We start from the raw sequence: 19148 nt of genomic DNA on the forward strand, positions 1-19148 counted from the left end.
GAGTAATGCTTTACTCATATATATTTGATGCAAAGCAGGTAATTTAGCTCCTGCAAATTAAAATTGCTTATTATATTTTCATCCGTTTGCGCAAATTTAGCGCACCCATCCCGCACCTTTTAGAAACTTGATCAGATCTGGATCGTTGGCAGACATAGCCGGAAGCCAGATGCTGATCTGCTCGCGATTCCATAAACGGCCCTGCGGATTGCCGGGACTTGCAAATTTATAACGATATAGAACTGCCCGGATATATCGCGGCGGCCCGGCGGGGAAAGGGTTACCGGCAAATAAACTTAAAGCACCAGGGTCATTATGAAGAAGTTTCCACACCAGGTATAGCGTCCACGGGTATTCATTTGGGGATGACATAGCAGCAAACCACATTTGCCAGTCTAAACGCAACTGGTAGGGGGCTATCTGCGGCGGCCGCTTGTTAAGGGACACCGGCAAGCCTTTATAGATATAGGGTTTCCAATTGGCTTTATCGTTGGGCATCTTGTCCATTGTTCCTTCAAATACCACATTAAATCGCTCCTGCCCCACTGATCCGAATGCACCATAAGTATTTACGAGGCCCAGCCGATCAAAAGAAGTATTCATGATTTGGCTCGGTGACAGTATGTTAAGTGCCGGACGGATGCTAAGGAGTATAATAACACCTGCAGCAACCCAGGCGCTTATTAGCATAGGTTTGGATGTTTTGGCGCGGTTAGCAGCAGTTTCGGCCTTATGAACAAGCGTTCGGGGAAGGAGCCTTGACCAGAAGCTGTCATCGAAACAGGCTAAAGCAGGGATAATAGTAAGCCAGTTTAAAAACGAGAGGTTACCACTGAGAATAATAGCGATCTGAAATAAAACGATTACCGATCCTGCAATGTGACGCGCAAGCCGGGGCCAAAATACGAACCATGGCGCTACAAGTTCGGCCAGCCAATTGAACCAGACACCAATTTTTAGCAGTGCATGCGGTAAAAAATGAAACCACCGGGTTAACGGGCCAGGAATGGGTTGCGTTTCAAAATAGTAATAGAGGGCGGTACCATTACGCCATATTTCATCTCCCCGATACTTGATCAACCCGGAACCAAGCATGATACGAAAAGCCAGCCACCGGAATAAAACAATGATGGGCATGGGCGGCGCGTACCGGGGAAATGGGCGCATGTCAAGTAGCGGGCAAAGAAATATAGCGAGAAAACCGGTTTCGGTGAGTTGGATCTCCCAGCCGTAGCTATACCAGTCTTGCCCTACATGAACAAAAGACATATAAAGAAACCAAAGAACAGCAAGTTGTATCGCATTTGTGTAACCTGCCGCTACTATACAAGAAAGTATGAATCCAATCCAGGCGATGGTTAAAAGCGCCATATCAGAATGCCAAAGCCAAAAGAGCGACGGCAGGCGCACAAAGCCAGCGCCGTTCGATCCCAGTGCCGCACTTATCTGCTTTAGATAAACATCGACAGGAAGGAGCCCATTAGAGCCAATCAAAGGAACGATCTGATTGATTGCCACAAGGAAGGCTACAGCATAGGTTATGCCCAACAGCCGAAGAATGGCAAAGCGGGTAAGCCAGTAGGTAGGAGGGGTGCCCGGCATACGAAAAACGCTTTGGAATCCACTATCCATTTTGCTTGCCACTTCCATTTTCAGTCCCTTACTTTAGGCACATTACACATTAATCCGTTTGCAAAAATTGATCCTAAAAAAGTCTGGATATAAAGCAATAATCAATTACGGCAAGTGCTTAAATAAAAATAGTGGTTTGCAAAATACAAACCACTATTTTAAACCAACTGATCTTAAATTATTTAGTTAGCTTCTTATCCAGCTTTAATATTTTCTCATCTTTTTTACTCACATCTTTCATCATGGTAAAGTGATCGCCAATCTTTCCATCAGCACAAATCCATTTTAACTCCAATTGGTTTCCCTGTATCTCCAGCATAACGGCCCCGCCAATTTCATTATTGGAATAATACATAGCATTATGCGGCCAGTTAGCCTTATGCCCGCCTTGCGCACCTGCCGAACCACTAACTACGTATACCGTGCCATTTATATTTGTTTGGCTTTTTAAATAAGGTGCAGAATTTTTACTGCCATCATAAAGTGCCGTTGAGTTGCTAAGGTTATATTTAGTTGCATCAAAATCTGCCTCTTTGCCATAATAACCTTTCATTAATTTTGAACGTTCGTAAACATGGCTGTGCCCGCAAAGGATCAGATCAACGCCGCTATCTTCTAAGGTCTTTATGAAATTCTCTCTGATTTTAACCAGCAAATCTTCCGTATCAGAATCATGCGACCCCATAGTATACGGCGGATGATGCCAGTAAGCTATCACCCATTTTTTGTTTGTATTTGCCTGGAGGTCTTTTTTAACCCATTCGGCCTGCTCGCCCATCTGATCATAAATATGTTTGCCCTTAGTATCGGGGCCATAGGAGTCAAGGGCAAGAAAATGTACATTTCCAATATCATACGAATAATACGACTTGGTATTTGAAGGTACGCCACCAGCTTCTCCCTTGGTTGGGACCGAAAAGTTTTGGAAATAAGCAATTCTAAATTGATCGGAGACGGAAGAAGAATTAAAATCATGGTAATCATGATTGCCCGGAACCGGAAATAAAGGATATCTTTTTAGCAGGGCGTTTTGATAATTATTAAAAAATTTGGCTTGAAATTCAGCATCAGTACCATCGGAGTAAGCATTATCGCCCATTAAGATCCATGCGTTCAGATAATTATCACCAAGATATTTTACAATTTGGTCCCTAACATTTCGCTGATTGATAGAGTTATTGCCGGCATCACCAAAACCGGCAACCCTTATCAGTGTTTCGCTGCCCTTTTCGGGGAACGTATAAAAGTAATTGTTCTCATCGCCCTGTATAATATTCTTTGTAAGATTACCTATAGAATAATAGTACTTAGTGAGCGGTTTTAATCCGGATAGTTTAACAATATGTTCAGAAACCAGGGTAGAGTCGCTGGCTTGCATATCCAAATTTCCGGGAGTTAAACCGTAACGAACGCTGCTTCTGTCATAAACATTGGTACGCCATCTTATAGTCATACTGGTTGGTGTAGCAACCTGAAGATAGGGGCCTCTTAATAATTCGGCCTGCGGTGCCGTGGGTGCCAGTTTTACTGCTGTTGGAGCTGCCGGGTTTCCCTGTGAAAATACCAGTGCGGGTAAAACAAGGCTGAAAAGAAAAATTAATTTAAATTTTTTCATGTAGATAATTAATTGTTGGTTGTTTAAAATGTAAGGGCCGCTGTTGCAAAGCCCGCTTTGATCTGTACTGCATATTAGCGGTGTGCTGATCTGTTAAAGAATTAATAAATTGAATAATTTGATTGATTTCTTCCGGCGATAGATTTAATGGTTTTGATGCGAGTGTTTGCTCATTAATGGTTAACCCCAGGCCATTACCACCGCCTTTATTATAAAAATCAAGCACGCTTTTTAATGTCTTGAATGCCCCATTGTGCATGTATGGGGCTGTTTTTTGAGCATTTCTTACCGTTGGCGTTTTAAAAGCCTGCTTATAATAGCGTATTTGGTAAAGGTTATAGCGGCCCATATCAGTATCATTTTCCGGCTTTTTAAAATTGTCTGTTTTAGTAGTACCTAAAATTTCTAATTCAGACTTATCAAAAAAAGGCGGGGTAAGCGAATTAAAGTAAGGTGCAAAATGGCAGGTTCCGCACTGCGCCTTCCCCATAAATAAGTTAAAACCTTTTATTTGTACGGGCGTCATCGCTTTATTATCGCCGTTTATATAATGGTCAAATGCGGAGTTTAAGGGGTTTAAACCACCTACAAAGGCAGATATGGCTAATGCAATATTATTAACATAGTTTTTATCTGATCCTTTGCCCGGGAACAATTTTTTAAAATGCTGCCGGTACTTTGGGGCATGTACAATATTCTCATACAGAAGCTTGTCTTTACCGCCCATTTCCAGGGGATTAAATACCACATTTTTTACTTGTTCAACAAGATTTGCAGAGCGGCCTTCCCAAAACTGCGAATGTTGCCTTCCCGAATAAAAAAGTGTGGGCGTGTTTCTTTTAATAACAGAATCGGTTATAATAGAAGGGCTCCTAACCAGCCCATCTGAAAAGTATTTTTCTGGCTTATGGCATGTGGCACAGCTAACCTTTAAATCACCTGAAAGCGCTTTGTCAAAGAAGAGCCTCTTACCCAAAGCGGCAAGTTCCGGTTTATTTACAGATGGTATAGAATCCCAGGTATTAAGAAAATTTCTGCTGAATATATTTGATGCATTATAATTAAGAAAGGCCGAAGTATTTAATTCAAGGTTTTGCTGCTTAATAAACGCAGCTAACTGCTCTTGCAAAGGAAGTGCATACTTACGCAGGTATTCCATCCTGTTAAATGAATCGAACTGCTGGTGGGCATTAAGATACTTAATAGAACCCTGAAGGGTTTGCGCTAAATTTCTGCTGCTGTTATACCCGTTTTTTAAATAAGGCTGCAATATCTTTTGAATGGTTTTACTTGCTTCAAGTGTTTCTGAAATGCCGGTTTTTAAAAGAGGGGCATCATACCCGCTGATATATAAAGTAATGATCCTGATAAGTTCAATTCTTATACTTTCTAGTATTTGTCTATCATTTGCTTTAAACTGATATAAAAGCGTTCGCAAGTCTTTTGTTGAACTGTATAAAGCATCTGCCTGTACTAATAATTCAGCTTTATGGGCAAATACATCATCCTCAAATAATAAAGTTTCTAACTGCTGTAGCCCCATTGGTTCTATCAATTCCAGTTCAGGTTCTTCTACTTCATATTTTGGTGCGGCATTATACATCATTGTTTCACTCGGGAAGAAATAAGAAGTGAAAAAGGCAATGTTTTTATAGTGCATCCTGCAATCCCGGAGGCATTTCCTTGCATTTAGTACACTCGCCCTATCCTTATCTATTAATTTTAATGCAGCATACAGCTTCTCAACCGATGTATTGAACAGCCGGGCATTATAAGTATAAATGTTTACCGCATTTGTTGCTCCAATATCATCAGTGCCGGTATTGGTGACTGATAAAAATATAATTAGCCCTGCAAGTGCGCCAAAAAATAATAATGCTTTTCTTTTCATTAACAATCCCCGGAATTTAAAAAGGCGAATTACCTTCTGCACTAACATTTAAAGTGCAATTTACAGACAAGAGCAGCAATATCACACAATATGCATTTGTAATAAGGATGCTTAACGACTTGTAAGATAAACACATTTTGAATTTGGGATTAAACATTTACAGACTATTGAGCCTTTAAACTGAAAGTAGCGGGTTTTGCTCTGCAGGGGGTAAACTAACTTAGCCTGGCAGAGTAGTAAATATATCCTAAATCAGATATACCTATTTTAATGTACTTAATATAATATTTCATCACGACCCCTGTTAAAAGAGTCGTTGAATTTTTCAGTCAATTTTAATCTATTGTTATTAATTGAAAGTTATTAAATTTTTAAGTTTAAAACAGGTGCCTGCATCATTCCTTATGATTGCAGGCACCCGTCATTTCAGGAAAACTAAATATTTTGTTTTAGTCCGGAAGAAGAATGCACACCCTAAATCGGTTTTTGATGAAGCAGTGCGTTGAACTGCACAGTTTAGCGAACCGTTGAAACAGGCGCTTTTGAATAGTGAATATAACGTTAAACTTTATTTGCTTTAGTTGGGTTTGTTACTCATAACTCGTGCATTTATAGTTGATATAGTTCTTGACTTTTTATTAGTGAAGATCGCATGATCTCTTGGGCCGAACTGAGATTTTGTGGCGCTTGATGATTCTTCAATTTTATGAGGAGATTCAATCCCGTTGATTGATTGATAAGATTCCTTTTTCCTCTTTCTTTCATAACTGCCTGTGGAACCGAAATTGTAGGTAAGCCCCACCGCTGCAAACAAGTTTCCTTTTGCTGTATTAGATATAATTTTACCTATGCTGTTATCATGAGGGATACTATATAAATTATACAAGCCCAAACTTGCCCTTATTTGAAAGCCGGATCTCTGGGCACCAAAATGTAAAGCCGCGAAATTACTTGACGCGTAAGAGGCTTTTGCATCGCCGTTAACAATCATTTCTGTTGCAATTTGTTGGTTAAATACTCCGTTGGGGTGAGACCGGGCATGGTCGCGATCCCATTCTTTACTGCCAATTTGCATGGCGGTATTTTGCGTATGGGTAATATCATGATACCACTCGTTGTTTGTTTCGCCGGCAAATTCTGCATCTAATGTAACATTAACACCTTTACCTTGATCAAAATTACCGAAACCAAAATTTATAACATGTGCCAGTAACGAGTACCGGTAATAGGTCATTGCCTCAGATAGGTCAAAGAACCGGGTATAAGGATCGTCATTGCTTCGTGTTGAAATAATGGTTGCATCCTGACTTAATAATATTGGCCCTACATTTAGCCCAATATGAGCACCCCAGGTAATAAAGTTATTTCTGAACTGTGGCACTGCACCAAATTTACCGGGCGTGGTACTATTATCATAACCAACACTGCGTGTTCCTGTTCCTGCTATAATTCCAAATTCAGGGAAAATAGTGGGCTTAACACCTTTTTCTACGATCTTTTTTAAGTTAGAGAAATACAGGTCAGATTCCAACCTTAATTCAACACCGTTTTGTGTTACTCGTGAACCCTTTTGACCTATTGGTTTGCCGCCAACAAAATCGGGGACATAATCAAGTGCATCATTGGCAGCGCGGTATTCGGTATGGCGACTACTTAATTTAATTCGTGGATTGAACAGTAGAGTGTTTTTTGTTTCTTGTATATCCAGTGTTTCATATTTATTAATAATGCTTGAGCCAACCTGTTGCAGGGTTACAAAAGCTAGGGTGTTGTCCTGTACCGGGGCAACAGGTGACGCAACAGCTACAAGTAGCAGATCTGCACTGGTCATATTTCGGGTTTTATCCTCTCCAAACCCCAGCGACTTAAACTTTTCTGCTCCGTGATAGGTTAATTCATTTAAACGTTTGGGCGTAAAATCATTTTGCTGCCTTGCCGGAACAGAACCATTTCCACTTAATACCCGCCGGATTAATTTAATCGCATCGCGTTCACCGTAATGTAAAGCTGCCAGCATAAATAATTCCATGGCCTTTGTGCCGGCGTTGTTCATTACCTGATCAGGGCTGATGATGTTACTTTCGGTAACTAAAACAGGCCCTAAATTCCCGGGTACATTAGCGTCGAAAAAAGTACTGTTTTTTAATGCGTTCATAAAAAGGCTTTGATCGCCTTTTTTGAGATCGGCAGTTAAATCATATATCAGTTTCTGACTTTGCGGATGGCGGTTAATATCGCCTTCCTGTAAGCGCATTAATTCATAAAGGGCGCGTTTGTAATTTTCGTTGGCATTTTCCATTGAAATTTTATCATTTGGAAAAGTACGGTTACGAAACCCTGCAACCGCCGCTTTTTCTGCCAAACGTTGGTTGTTTATTTTTGCCGTTTCCATCCGCAATATAGCTTCAAGGGTGATAGGTTTCCCATTGAAATCAATAAATGTAAGTTTAGGCGATTCGCGCACCTCGCGTGTAGCAGACGTAATGGTAATTGTATTTTCCAATTTTGTACCGTAGTCACGTGCGCGGTAGGCCTGGTATACATTTTCTTTCCATTGTTGCTTATCGCCTGTAATAGTAGCAGGTTTTGCTGCTATGATGGCTCTAAGGTTTTTTAGCACTAAAGGATTTTCGCCAATTGTTGAATTTTGCTGGGGCTCGGTTTTAAAACCAATGTATTGGCCCTTGGGAAGAGACTCATTAATAAGCCCGAAGAGAACGATAACATCATTGATGCCTTTATCAGCAACATATTCCAGATCGCTTTTTTCAAAGAGTTGGTCTAAGGCAATCCCTGTTTTAGTATTGTACTTACTGGTATCTTTAAGTATCTCGGCGGCTTTTACTGCAGCACCTTTTAAGCGGGAATCGACATTTAATATTTGCGTACTTTTCTGATACGTTGTAAGAGATTCGTTTTGCGCTCGTTTTTTTATTGCCGTATCCTGGGGTGCTTTATAATTCAAAGGGGTTTGCGCATTACCAACTTTTGTTAAAATGCACCCAATAATTGTAACTACAATAAAAAGCACATGCTTAATAGCCTTACTCATTAATACTTTCATAATTGGTTCAAATTATGAAGTAAACATAGGCACAACTGATTGAGGGATGGACTGAATTTGTGAAGTTGCCCCAATAATGTAAATTTTCTATACACTTTTGCACACTAATAGCTTAGCGATGCATACGTGGACTATCAGATTTTGGAGTAAAAAAATATTTTGAGGGCAAGGGGAAGGCGAAAAGATTGCCCGATCACTCTCCTGTAACCCGGGTTGTCACACGGTATCAAATTACCAGGCTGGATGGAAAAAAGTTATTGGAGTTTTACAGCAGGCGCCGGGATAAGGTTATTTTATGCTTTTATGTGTCTGCTCTATCATACTATTAAGCAACTGCGTTGATCCGTGTTCTGAACCGATCAAATCATTTAACGTTACCTGATCCAACACCTGATCAACAGAAAGCTGGATCATCTGCCAGAGCGACCGGATGGTACAATCAAGTGAATTGGTACATAAAGAATGTGTGCCGGGATAGGAGCCGCAAAAATCTTTACTGAACAAAGAACCACCTAAAGCTTTCAGCACCTGGTTAATGTTGATTTCGGTTGCTGGTTTTGACAATACATAACCTCCTTTATAGCCCGGTGTGCTGTCAATATATCCGGTTATACGTAATATGCGGGTAAGTTTGGCTACATAAGCTGTTGACAAGCCTTCGGCTTCACTTAAGTCAGGAATGTTCATTCCTTCCTTATCCTGGCATCGTGCAATCTGCAGCAATATTCGTAAACCATATTCCTCCTGGGCAGTAATTTTCATATTTATATGCTGCTAATTTATATCTTTTATTTACAACATACCCAACTCCAGTTTAGCAGTTTCAGACATCATATCCCTGTCCCAGGGCGGGTCCCATACTACTGCTACCTGTACTTCATTTACGCCTTCAATTTGTTTCACCTTTTGCTCCACTTCCAGTGGCAGCACCTGCGCAGCGGGGCAGCCGGGCGCGGTGAGGGTCATCACTATCTGCACGTTATTTAAAGGCGGCATAATGGTTGTTTCATAAATCAGCCCCAATTCATAAATACTCACCGGGATCTCGGGGTCATAAATGGTTTGCAGGCAATCAATGACCTTTTGTTTCAATGCTTCCTCATTCATTATCGTAATTTTTTAAGCCCTGATGGTTTGATAAGCCAGGGCATAGTTTTTTATCTGCCTTATCATGGCCAGCAAACCGTTTGAACGGGTTTGTGCCAGATGTGTCATCATGCCAATTTGCTCTATAAAATTAAGCTTTGCATTAATAATTTCATCAGGGGCATGCCCGGATAATACCCGGATAAGCATACTTACTAAACCCTTTACAATTACCGCATCACTATCCGCTTTAAAAAACACCTGGCCATCATGGTAATCTGCCACCAGCCATACGGCCGATTGGCACCCTTTGATCCTGTTATCTTCCGTTTTATATTTATCTTCTAATACCGGCAGTTTTTTGCCCAGCTCTATGATGTACTCATATTTATCTTCCCAACCATCCAGCAAAGAAAAATCTTCAACGATTGCTGCTTCAGTAGCCTGTATTTGTTCATTGCTGCCCTTCATTATGCTAACATTTTAATGGTTTTATGTAAACCCGCAACCAGTTTATCCACTTCTTCGCGCGTATTGTATAAAGCAAAGGAAGCCCTTACTGTACCCGGAATATTAAAGCGTTTCATTAGCGGCTGGCAGCAGTGGTGGCCTGTTCTCACCGCAATTCCCTGGTTATCCAGCAAAATGCCAATATCCTGCGGGTGGGTGTTTTTGATCACAAAAGATACCAGGCTTGCCTTTTCCATAGCCTTGCCAATAATGGTAAGACCGGGAATGGTTTCCAGTTGTTCGGTTGCATAGCGAAGCAATTGAGCCTCATGTTTCCGGATCTCTTCCTTTCCTGTTACAGCAATAAAATCCAATGCTGCTTTTAAAGCGATGGTATCGGCTATATTGGGTGTGCCCGCTTCATATTTATAGGGCAGCTCATTGTAGGTAGTGTGTTCAAAAGTTACTTCTTTGATCATTTCTCCGCCGCCCTGAAAGACCGGCATGTTTTCCAGGATCGCTTTTTTGCCATACAACACACCAACACCTGTTGGCCCGTAAACTTTATGGCCGGAGAACGCGAAAAAATCGCAATTCAGATCCTGTACATCAATGTCCAGGTGAACTGCTGATTGTGCCCCATCAATTAATACCAATGCGCCAGCCTGGTGAGCCAGTGCAATCATTTCCTTAACCGGGTTTATTGTTCCTAAAGCATTAGACACCTGTACAACAGATACCAATTTTGTTTTGGCAGACAGTAATTCCTTGTAGGCTGTTAAGGAAAGCCCGCCATCCTCTGTAACCGGAATTACTTTAAGCACGGCATTTTTTTCTTCACAAAGTATCTGCCAGGGTACAATGTTAGAATGATGTTCCATACCCGAAATAATGATCTCATCTCCCGCATTTATATTTTGCCTTCCCCAGGTATAGGCAACCAGGTTAATACCTTCCGTTGTTCCCCTTGTAAAAATGATCTCTTCTGTTGTAGCGGCGCCAATAAATTGTTTTACTGCATAACGTGAAGCTTCATAAGCCGTTGTAGCCTCTTCGGCCAGGCTATGGATACCCCGGTGAATGTTGGCGTTATAACCGGTATAGTAATCATGAATGGCATTAATAACGCTTAACGGCTTTTGTGATGTTGCCGCGTTATCAAGGTATACCAATGGCTTATCCTTTACCATACGGCCAAGAATGGGGAATGCCTGCCGTATGGCATACACATCAAAAGCAGATGATATTGTGCTATAGGCTGTCATTCTTTTATTTAGTATTAAAAAGCTGTAATGTAATAAGTTGCCTTACATGCTCACGGAGCAATTGGGGTTTTATCTGTACCAAAATATCGTCGGCAAAGGCCTGTAACAGCATGGCCTGTGCATTTTCCATAGAGATACCTCTTGTCCTTAGATAGAATAAGGCGGTTTCATCCAGTTGCCCTATAGTGCAGCCATGTGAACATTTAACATCATCTGCAAATATTTCCAGCTGTGGCTTGGTATTGATACCGGCCCGGTCAGATAACAGGATGTTTTTATTGGATTGATAGGCATTGGTTTTTTGCGCCTGTGGCCGTACCATTATCTTTCCGTTAAATACGGCTGTGGCGGTATCATCCACAATCCCTTTATACAACTGGTTGCTGAAACAATTAGGTTGCTGGTTATCTACCAACGTGTGATTATCAGCATGGGTGTTACCTTTCAGCATATATAACCCATACAGATGTGTCTCGTTACCCGGCGCATCCAGTATCAGGTTCATATTATTACGGATCATGCCGCCATTAAGCGTAATTGTTACCGTATGTACATAGCTGCGGCCCGTTTGCCGGATATGCGTTGTGCTTACCTGGCTGGAATTAGCGGTATCGTTCTGGAGCTTATAATATTCCATATAAGTACCGTCATTAATTACCACCTCCATTACCTGATTGGTAAAGCTATCGGCCGTACCTATCGTTTGGTAGGTTTCCACCAGTTGCAATTTGCTCCCTTCGCCGGCATATATCAGGCTACGGGGCTGGGAAAGCATGTGATGCCCGCGCACGTCTGAAAGATGATACAGATAAACAGGGTGGCCCAATTGCTGCCCTTTAGCTATATGAATAAAAACACCGCCATAAATGAACGAGGTGTTGAGTGCATGGATCCCGTCTTTAACATACATGCTGCTTTGCCCCAGGTGCTGCTTAACCAGGTCTTTATATATTCCCCTTGCCGCGTCTTCCAATGGCGTAACGGTTAATTGATTGTGCGGAGAACGGATAGTAGAAAGCCCCGGCATAAACAAGCCATTTACAAAAACAAGTTCATTGGCGATAGAATGCCCCGGTAAACGAACAGCATCCAGATCAGACCGGCTAATATCCGGGTTTTCATTATCTCCGGGCAACTCATATTCTTTATCAAACAAGCTGCTGATATTGGTGTATTTCCACTCTTCATTTCGTAAAGATGGAAGGCCTGAATTATTAAAATTATCAAATCCTTCCAGCCGCAACCTGGCAATTTCGCCATCCGGGCTTGCACCCTGCAACTGTTCAAAACGATCCTTAAAATAACTTACGTTCACCATGATCTTGTTTAATTAAGCTATTTCCTCCTTAATAAAATCATACCCTTTTTCTTCCAGTTCAAGGGCCAGTTCTTTACCGCCTGATCTCACCATGCGGCCGTTATATAACACGTGTATAAAATCTGGCTGCAGGTAATCCAGTAAACGCTGGTAATGGGTGATGATCAGTATGGCACGGTCCTTACTGCGTAACTGATTTACGCCATTAGCCACAATGCGCAAGGCATCAATATCCAAACCGGAATCCGTTTCATCCAGTATAGCCAGTTTGGGTTCCAGCATGGCCATCTGGAAAATTTCGTTACGTTTTTTCTCACCTCCGGAGAAACCTTCGTTAAGAGAACGGCTCAGTAAAGCCTGATCAACATGAACCAGCTTCATCTTCTCTTTCATCAATTTTAAAAAGGCAACGGCATCCAGCGGTTCTTCACCCTGGTATTTTCGCTTTTCATTTACGGCTGCCTTAATAAAATTGGTGGTGCTTACCCCCGGTATTTCCACCGGGTATTGAAAAGCCAAAAACAAACCTTCACGGGCCCGGTCCTCAGGCAACATGGGCAGCAGGTTTTTATCGGCAAAAGTAATTGAGCCTTCTGTTACCTCGTATCCCTCTCTGCCCGCCAATACCAGTGCCAGCGTGCTTTTCCCTGAACCATTTGGCCCCATAATAGCATGTACTTCTCCCGGCCTGATCTCAAGATCAATTCCATTTAATATCTGCTTCCCTTCAATAGACGCGTGTATGTTTTTGATATTTAACATGTTTCTTTATTTAAAATTACCCTACACTGCCTTCTAAACTAATGGCAAGTAGTTTTTGTGCTTCTACAGCAAATTCCATTGGTAGCTGGCTCATTACTTCTTTGGCAAAACCGTTTACAATTAGTGCCACTGCGGTTTCGGTATCAATACCCCGCTGCCTGCAATAAAAAAGTTGGTCTTCTCCAATTTTTGAAGTGGTTGCTTCATGTTCCACTATAGCAGTAGTGTTCTTTACTTCGATATATGGGAAAGTATGTGCGCCGCATTGGTCGCCCAGCAATAAAGAATCACACTGGGAATAATTACGGGCATTGGTGGCCCATTTGCTGGCACGAACCAGCCCGCGATAACTATTATTACTGTGCCCGGAAGAGATGCCTTTAGCTACAATCCTGCTTTTGGTATTTTTACCCAGGTGGATCATCTTGGTGCCGGTATCTGCTTGCTGATAGTTGTTGGTAAGCGCTACCGAATAAAATTCGCCGGTAGAATAATCGCCCTTTAAAATAACGCTTGGATATTTCCAGGTTATGGCCGAGCCGGTTTCTACCTGTGTCCATGATATCTTGGAATGATCGCCCTGGCAAATGCCACGTTTGGTTACAAAATTGTAAATGCCACCGTGACCTTCCTTGTCACCGGGGTACCAGTTTTGAACTGTGGAATATTTGATCTCTGCCCTGTTCAGTGCCACCAGTTCTACAACAGCGGCATGCAATTGGTTTTCGTCACGCATAGGTGCAGTACAGCCTTCCAGATAGCTCACATAGCTATCATCTTCAGCAATGATGAGCGTGCGTTCAAACTGACCCGAGTTTTCTGTATTGATGCGGAAATAAGTGGATAATTCCATAGGGCAGCGTACCCCGGCGGGGATATAGCAAAATGAGCCATCAGTAAACACCGCGGCATTTAAGGCCGCGAAATAATTATCTGTCATGGGCACCACAGATCCCATGTATTTCTTTATCAGTTCAGGATGTTGTTGTATGGCTTCGCTCATAGAACAGAAAATGACCCCTATATCTGCCAATTGCTTTTTAAACGAAGTAGCGACGGAAATGCTATCCATTACCACATCTACCGCTACACCGCTCAGGCGTTTTTGCTCATCCAATGAGATACCCAGTTTTTCAAACGTGCGGCGTAATTCCGGGTCTATCTCATCAAGGCCGTTTAATTTTTCTTTCGGCTTTGGCGCGGCATAATAAATAATATTCTGGTAATTGATAGGCGGATAGGTTACGTTCGGCCATTTAGGTTCGTCCATTTTTTGCCATTGCGCATAAGCTTTCAGGCGCCAGTCCAGCATCCAGTCCGGCTCATTTTTCTTGGTCGAGATCAGGCGGATAACCGCTTCGTTGATCCCCTTCGGAACAGTATCCGTATCGATATCAGTAACAAAGCCGTATTTGTAGTCATTTAATACGGTTTGTTCCAATGTATTTAGTTCGTCTTTCATGATGCCAGTCTTTTAAATGGAATCAGTAATAATTACCCTGCAAAGATACGGTCATTACCTGTTTATACAAAAAAGTATAAACAATATGACAATGGCATAACTTTAGCTGATTCCGGAACAAACCTATATTGCTTTAGGCATCTATAGCAGCAATTGTATGACCTTTTTTATCCTCAATAGCCTCTAATAACTGATCATAAGGCTTGTTGAATTTTTCAATGGCCTCGCTTTCCAGCTGAGCTGTGATCTCATCAATGTTAATACCGGTCTTTTTTAACTGCGCTAAGGTCTGGATAGCTTTATCGAGGTCTTTTTCCAAACGGTTTTCGGGATGCCCATGATCACGATAGGCCTCCAGCGTTTCCAGTGGGATGGTATTAACTGTTTGCGGGCCTATCAGGGCATCTACATATTTGGTATCAGGGAAGGAGGGGTCCTTAGTGCCGGTGCTTGCCCATAAAACGCGTTGCGGCCTGGCACCTTTCTCCTGCAATTTTTTAAAGCGTTCACTACTAAAAACCCGTTTATAGATCTGATAAGCTTGTTTAGCGCAGGCAATGGCTACCTCACCCTTCATTTCGGGATGGCCTTTTGTTTCCAGCAACGGATCTACCAACACATCAATGCGGCTCAGGAAAAAGCTGGCTACAGATGCTATATGATTAACAGGCTGGCCTGCTTCTATCCGGTCTTCCAGACCCGACAAATAGGCTTCAGTGACTTCCTCATACCGGTTCAGGCCAAACAACAACGTAATATTAATATTCAACCCTTCGCTGATCGTTTTGCGGATGGCAGGCAGGCCATCTGTGGTTGCGGGTATTTTGATCATAACATTTTCCCGGTCAACTTTTCTCCACAGCTCTACAGCTTGCCTGATCGTTCTATTGGTATCATGCGCCAGGTGAGGAGAAACTTCCAGGCTTATATAACCATCCTGGCCGCGCTCGAAAACGGGTTTGAACAAATCGGCGGCATTTTGAATATCGGTTATCGCCAGTTCGTAAAAGATCGCTTCGTTATTTTGATGAGTAGCAGCCAACTCCCTGATCTGTTCGTCATAGTCGGTGCTGCCGCTAATAGCCTTTTCAAAAATAGCCGGGTTAGAGGTCATGCCCCGCAGACCATCTTCCTCAATCAGTTTTTTTAACTGACCTGAATTGATGAGTTTACGGTCAAGAAAATCCAGCCAAACATTTTGACCGAAGCCCTGCAGTTGTTTTATTTTATTAGTTTCCATGATTCAATTTTTAAACAGATTAAAGAAATTCTCATATAAGCCGCAGCCAGTTCTATTATTTCTTGCTGAGTTTTTTTCAGCATTCATTCGGGTTGATAATACCCTCATCTCCCAGGCCGCTGTTAATATTAGGCTGGTTATCTGTATAGGGTAAGCTTTCATCAGGCAGCTCTTTTTTTTGCGGTTGGTTACCTTCCGGAGGGGTTGTCCCCGTTTGTTCTTTTAACGGATGGCCCTCCAGCGCCAGGCCGATATTAATCAGCAAGGCCGTATCAATATGATGATCGTCTGCCGTGCGCCAGGTTCCTGAACGGTTTACTATCAAAAAACCGGATCCATTTGGATGGCGGATGCGAAAGCCTTGTTCGCCTTTATGCCGTTCCGGTCTGGCGTTAAGCAAGAGCAAAGCGCCTGTTGAAGGGTCTTTTACTTGAATATCCATCACTTTTATTTTATCTGTAATATAACAGCAATAGCCGGCAAGTGCTGCTCTTTGCCGGCTCATGTAAGTCACCTCATTTATGCATACTTAACCTTGCAGCTCCTTGCTTGCACGGTAATTGATGCCATTTTCCGCAATTTGTGTTAATAAAAGATCAGCTTCCTTTTCTTCGGCCAGCGTTTGAGCCAACAGATCCGCGGCTACGGGATACCCCATGATCCGGGCCAGTGTCTCCAGCCCGCCATAGGTTGCTATTTCGTAATGTTCAGCCTTTTGGCCGGCAAAAATGAGTCCGACATCCCTTTGCGCGGTACCTTCTTCCGTATCATCAATAATATCTGCTCCTTCATCCACAATGCCGGCCATTGCCGGGCATTTGGTGTCGTCCACTTTTTCTTCAATCATGCCAAATACTTCTTCCAGGCGGCCTATATGTGTTTCGGTTTGCCAGAAATGGTTGCCAAAGGCATCTTTTAACGCTGGGGTAGTGGCGGCTTTTTGCAATTTGGGCAGGGTTTTAAGGAGCTTCTTTTCTGCCCAGTACATATCCTTTAATTGCTCTACGAAAAACTCCTTGAGTTTTGAATCGGTTGCCTGCATGGTTTGTGTTTCCATAATCAGCATTATTAAAATTTTTGAAAAAAATCGTTAATAGTTGGTAACGTAGAAATTACTCTCATGAATGATAGGACTTAGATGTGAAAATATCCTAACGTTAGTCTTGTTAATGGATGCCCGGTGTTCGGGGATCTATAAGTGCAAATTCATGTTATTAAAACAACAGTTGGTTTTGCTCAATGTTTAAATAATTTGAAAATATTAATGCTACCCGCTTGCATTTGCTTGAATTTTATGAAAGCCGGTGCAGCCGATCATATCAGGAATTATAACATTATTGAAAAATTATTATTAAGCATAATTTTTTAATGTTATCTTAACATTTTATTTTTCTTTTAATTGAAAAAGTGATTTTTTAACTACATTAGAATTCAAATGCCACTTGTTTTACTTGCATAATTTAAACAGTTGCTAATTAATGAGAGGTTTTAACTTAAAACAACATCAGAATTTAAGATTTGAAGAAGTTTTTGAAGGCTATAAACATCAGGTTTATGCCCAGGTATTTGCTATTGCCAAATCTGAGTATGCTGCCGAAGAAATAACACAGGAGATCTTCATTAAATTATGGCTAAATAAAGAGGCGTTAAAAGATGTAAAAAATCTTGGTGGCTATATATATACTATTGCACGTAACTATTCTTTAAATTATCTTAGAAAAGCCGCCAGTGATACCAAACTTGTTAATGAACTATTACGGGTTGCGGTTACTAATGATAATAATACAGAAGCTAGTATGAGGGTATCTGAATGTAGAAAACTTATTTCAACGGCGGTAAGCCAATTATCGCCACAAAGACAATTAGTATACAAGCTAAATAAAGAAGACGGCTTAAATTATGATGAAATAGCAACCCATTTAAACCTTTCAAAACACACCGTTAAAAACCATTTAATGGCGGCGCTTAGTTTTATAGGTACTTACCTTACCAAGAACGGCGTCAACCCAACCCTTATCGCCATTTTCTCTATTTTTTATCTGAATTGATATCAAATATTCAACTCTGATCTAAAAAATAGAGTAAATTATTAATTTTAGAGCTACTTTATTGATATATTTTATATTTAGATACAAACTAAGTGTACTTTTTACACTAAATTTGATAAAAGAATAGATAAATTATCAATTTATGATGGTTTTTTATTGATATTCATCCACAAAAATTAGTGAATTATTAATAAATATAAATTTATTTCACTTTTGATTAGTCTGTTTGACATTTTGTTGTGTCTTTAAAGTATTAAACAGAATAAATGGATACAAATCAACGCAAATCAGAGCTTTTGGAAAAGTACATGAACAATTCATGTACTAAACAAGAGTTTGAAGAATTCATGGAGCTTATTAAAATATCCCAGGATTTTGAAGATTTTGATGGCCCCATGAAAAAGCAATGGGAAAATGCCCGCTACGAAAGCATTCCTCATGCAGTTGATTGGGATAGTATATATAATAATATCAAATTAAGGCTTTGGGCCCTTAAGAAAACAAAGGTGCAATTTAAATTTGCCGCTGTAATAGTACTGGCAATTTGCACACTAACTTTTATACTTTATAAGAACCCTGCAAGTACTGACCATACTTTATACCTTACACAACACTCTGGCGCAGCTAAAACGAAAGTTGTGGTACTAAGTGATGGCACCAGGGTAACCTTAAATGCAAATAGCGATTTGCGTTATCCGCAAAACTTTAACGCTAAAACCCGCGAGGTTTATTTAAAAGGCGAGGCCTATTTTCAGGTGATACATAATGTAAACAAGCCTTTTATTATTCACTCGGGTAAATTAAAAACGCAGGTGTTGGGTACTACATTTACGGTAAGCGCTTATTCGCAAATAAAACCAATGAATGTAACGGTGCTTACGGGCAAGGTTGCTGTAAAGGATGAATTGACCCATGCGCTGGCCATATTAACCAGGGGGCAATCGGCATCTACAAAAAATGGTAAAAACGATTTTGAAATTACCAGCCTGGCAAATCCCGAAGATGCAATTGCCTGGATGGATGATAAAATGATCTTTGAAAATTCGGATCTGGAAACCATTGCTTTCAAGCTGAGTAACAAATATGGTGTAACTGTAAAAGTAACCGGTAATAAACTGGCACAGCAGCATATCACGGCTATTTTTCAGGGGCAAAATTTGCCAGGCATCTTAAATGCAATTACAAAGCTTACACACTCCAGTTACACGGTGCGGGATAATACTTATATACTATACTAACTACTAACAAATATTAACTGATGTTTCACTAAACTAAGTGCCTATTGAGTAAAAAAAAATAAAACAAAAAAGGTTGA

16 protein-coding genes are annotated in these 19148 nt (G+C 41.1%); 2 read left to right on the plus strand and 14 right to left on the minus strand.

The annotated features are described in order from the left end of the window. Positions 1-96 precede the first annotated feature (96 nt). The 14 genes from WC743_RS00965 to WC743_RS01030 form a co-directional block, all read right to left on the minus strand. The gene (locus tag WC743_RS00965) at positions 97-1650 is read right to left on the minus strand and encodes a lipase maturation factor family protein (protein WP_373009848.1); all 1554 of its coding nucleotides are present in this window, start codon (positions 1648-1650) and stop codon (positions 97-99) included. A 160-nt stretch (positions 1651-1810) separates the two neighbouring features. After that, positions 1811-3247 carry a purple acid phosphatase family protein gene (locus WC743_RS00970; RefSeq protein WP_373009849.1) on the minus strand — a complete coding sequence of 479 codons (1437 nt, stop codon included), beginning with the start codon at positions 3245-3247 and terminating at the stop codon, positions 1811-1813. After that, the gene (locus tag WC743_RS00975; protein WP_373009850.1) at positions 3234-5138 is read right to left on the minus strand and encodes a cytochrome-c peroxidase; all 1905 of its coding nucleotides are present in this window, start codon (positions 5136-5138) and stop codon (positions 3234-3236) included. The genes WC743_RS00970 and WC743_RS00975 overlap by 14 nt, the downstream gene beginning before the upstream one ends. 577 nt (positions 5139-5715) lie before the next feature. Then, on the minus strand, positions 5716-8202 hold the full coding sequence (locus WC743_RS00980) for a hypothetical protein (protein WP_373009851.1): 2487 nt from the start codon (positions 8200-8202) through the stop codon (positions 5716-5718). Positions 8203-8490: 288 nt separating this feature from the next. Then, entirely contained in the window at positions 8491-8964 is a 474-nt protein-coding gene (locus WC743_RS00985) for an Rrf2 family transcriptional regulator (protein ID WP_373009852.1), read from the minus strand. 30 nt (positions 8965-8994) lie between these two features. After that, positions 8995-9309 carry an iron-sulfur cluster assembly protein gene (locus WC743_RS00990; protein WP_373009853.1) on the minus strand — a complete coding sequence of 105 codons (315 nt, stop codon included), beginning with the start codon at positions 9307-9309 and terminating at the stop codon, positions 8995-8997. 12 nt (positions 9310-9321) lie between these two features. Further along, positions 9322-9759, minus strand: coding sequence for a SufE family protein (locus tag WC743_RS00995; protein ID WP_373009854.1), 438 nt, complete (start codon positions 9757-9759; stop codon positions 9322-9324). Beyond that, the gene (locus WC743_RS01000) at positions 9759-11003 is read right to left on the minus strand and encodes a SufS family cysteine desulfurase (RefSeq protein ID WP_373009855.1); all 1245 of its coding nucleotides are present in this window, start codon (positions 11001-11003) and stop codon (positions 9759-9761) included. Before WC743_RS01000 ends, WC743_RS00995 begins: the two co-directional genes overlap by 1 nt. Before the next feature lie 4 nt (positions 11004-11007). Further along, positions 11008-12321, minus strand: coding sequence for a Fe-S cluster assembly protein SufD (sufD, locus tag WC743_RS01005; protein ID WP_373009856.1), 1314 nt, complete (start codon positions 12319-12321; stop codon positions 11008-11010). A 12-nt stretch (positions 12322-12333) separates the two neighbouring features. Beyond that, positions 12334-13083: a Fe-S cluster assembly ATPase SufC gene (sufC, locus tag WC743_RS01010; RefSeq protein ID WP_373009857.1), complete on the minus strand. Its 750-nt coding sequence runs from the start codon at positions 13081-13083 to the stop codon at positions 12334-12336. A 16-nt stretch (positions 13084-13099) separates the two neighbouring features. Further along, positions 13100-14545, minus strand: coding sequence for a Fe-S cluster assembly protein SufB (sufB, locus tag WC743_RS01015; protein ID WP_373009858.1), 1446 nt, complete (start codon positions 14543-14545; stop codon positions 13100-13102). Between the two features lie 133 nt (positions 14546-14678). Then, on the minus strand, positions 14679-15785 hold the full coding sequence (tal, locus tag WC743_RS01020; protein WP_373009859.1) for a transaldolase: 1107 nt from the start codon (positions 15783-15785) through the stop codon (positions 14679-14681). 76 nt (positions 15786-15861) lie between these two features. Continuing rightward, on the minus strand, positions 15862-16290 hold the full coding sequence (locus WC743_RS01025; RefSeq protein ID WP_373009860.1) for a hypothetical protein: 429 nt from the start codon (positions 16288-16290) through the stop codon (positions 15862-15864). 24 nt (positions 16291-16314) lie between these two features. Next, positions 16315-16842, minus strand: a complete 528-nt coding sequence (locus WC743_RS01030) for a DUF892 family protein (RefSeq protein WP_373009861.1) — start codon at positions 16840-16842, stop codon at positions 16315-16317. Between the two features lie 421 nt (positions 16843-17263). Between WC743_RS01030 and WC743_RS01035 the strand changes: the two genes are divergently transcribed. Further along, positions 17264-17833: an RNA polymerase sigma factor gene (locus tag WC743_RS01035; protein WP_373009862.1), complete on the plus strand. Its 570-nt coding sequence runs from the start codon at positions 17264-17266 to the stop codon at positions 17831-17833. Between the two features lie 266 nt (positions 17834-18099). Further along, a complete protein-coding gene (locus WC743_RS01040; protein WP_373009863.1) occupies positions 18100-19071 on the plus strand; it encodes a FecR family protein in 972 nt (323 codons plus the stop codon). Positions 19072-19148: the final 77 nt, after the last annotated feature.

It is taken from the genome of Mucilaginibacter sp., assembly GCF_041660805.1.
Lineage (GTDB): Bacteria > Bacteroidota > Bacteroidia > Sphingobacteriales > Sphingobacteriaceae > Mucilaginibacter.

Coding starts and splice junctions, on each gene's coding strand:
- WC743_RS00965 (WP_373009848.1), bottom strand. CDS start 1,650: ATGGAAGTGGCAAGCAAAATGGATAGTGGATTCCAAAGCGTTTTTCGT.
- WC743_RS00970 (WP_373009849.1), bottom strand. CDS start 3,247: ATGAAAAAATTTAAATTAATTTTTCTTTTCAGCCTTGTTTTACCCGCA.
- WC743_RS00975 (WP_373009850.1), bottom strand. CDS start 5,138: ATGAAAAGAAAAGCATTATTATTTTTTGGCGCACTTGCAGGGCTAATT.
- WC743_RS00980 (WP_373009851.1), bottom strand. CDS start 8,202: ATGAAAGTATTAATGAGTAAGGCTATTAAGCATGTGCTTTTTATTGTA.
- WC743_RS00985 (WP_373009852.1), bottom strand. CDS start 8,964: ATGAAAATTACTGCCCAGGAGGAATATGGTTTACGAATATTGCTGCAG.
- WC743_RS00990 (WP_373009853.1), bottom strand. CDS start 9,309: ATGAATGAGGAAGCATTGAAACAAAAGGTCATTGATTGCCTGCAAACC.
- WC743_RS00995 (WP_373009854.1), bottom strand. CDS start 9,759: ATGAAGGGCAGCAATGAACAAATACAGGCTACTGAAGCAGCAATCGTT.
- WC743_RS01000 (WP_373009855.1), bottom strand. CDS start 11,003: ATGACAGCCTATAGCACAATATCATCTGCTTTTGATGTGTATGCCATA.
- sufD (WP_373009856.1), bottom strand. CDS start 12,321: ATGGTGAACGTAAGTTATTTTAAGGATCGTTTTGAACAGTTGCAGGGT.
- sufC (WP_373009857.1), bottom strand. CDS start 13,083: ATGTTAAATATCAAAAACATACACGCGTCTATTGAAGGGAAGCAGATA.
- sufB (WP_373009858.1), bottom strand. CDS start 14,545: ATGAAAGACGAACTAAATACATTGGAACAAACCGTATTAAATGACTAC.
- tal (WP_373009859.1), bottom strand. CDS start 15,785: ATGGAAACTAATAAAATAAAACAACTGCAGGGCTTCGGTCAAAATGTT.
- WC743_RS01025 (WP_373009860.1), bottom strand. CDS start 16,290: ATGAGCCGGCAAAGAGCAGCACTTGCCGGCTATTGCTGTTATATTACA.
- WC743_RS01030 (WP_373009861.1), bottom strand. CDS start 16,842: ATGGAAACACAAACCATGCAGGCAACCGATTCAAAACTCAAGGAGTTT.
- WC743_RS01035 (WP_373009862.1), top strand. CDS start 17,264: ATGAGAGGTTTTAACTTAAAACAACATCAGAATTTAAGATTTGAAGAA.
- WC743_RS01040 (WP_373009863.1), top strand. CDS start 18,100: ATGGATACAAATCAACGCAAATCAGAGCTTTTGGAAAAGTACATGAAC.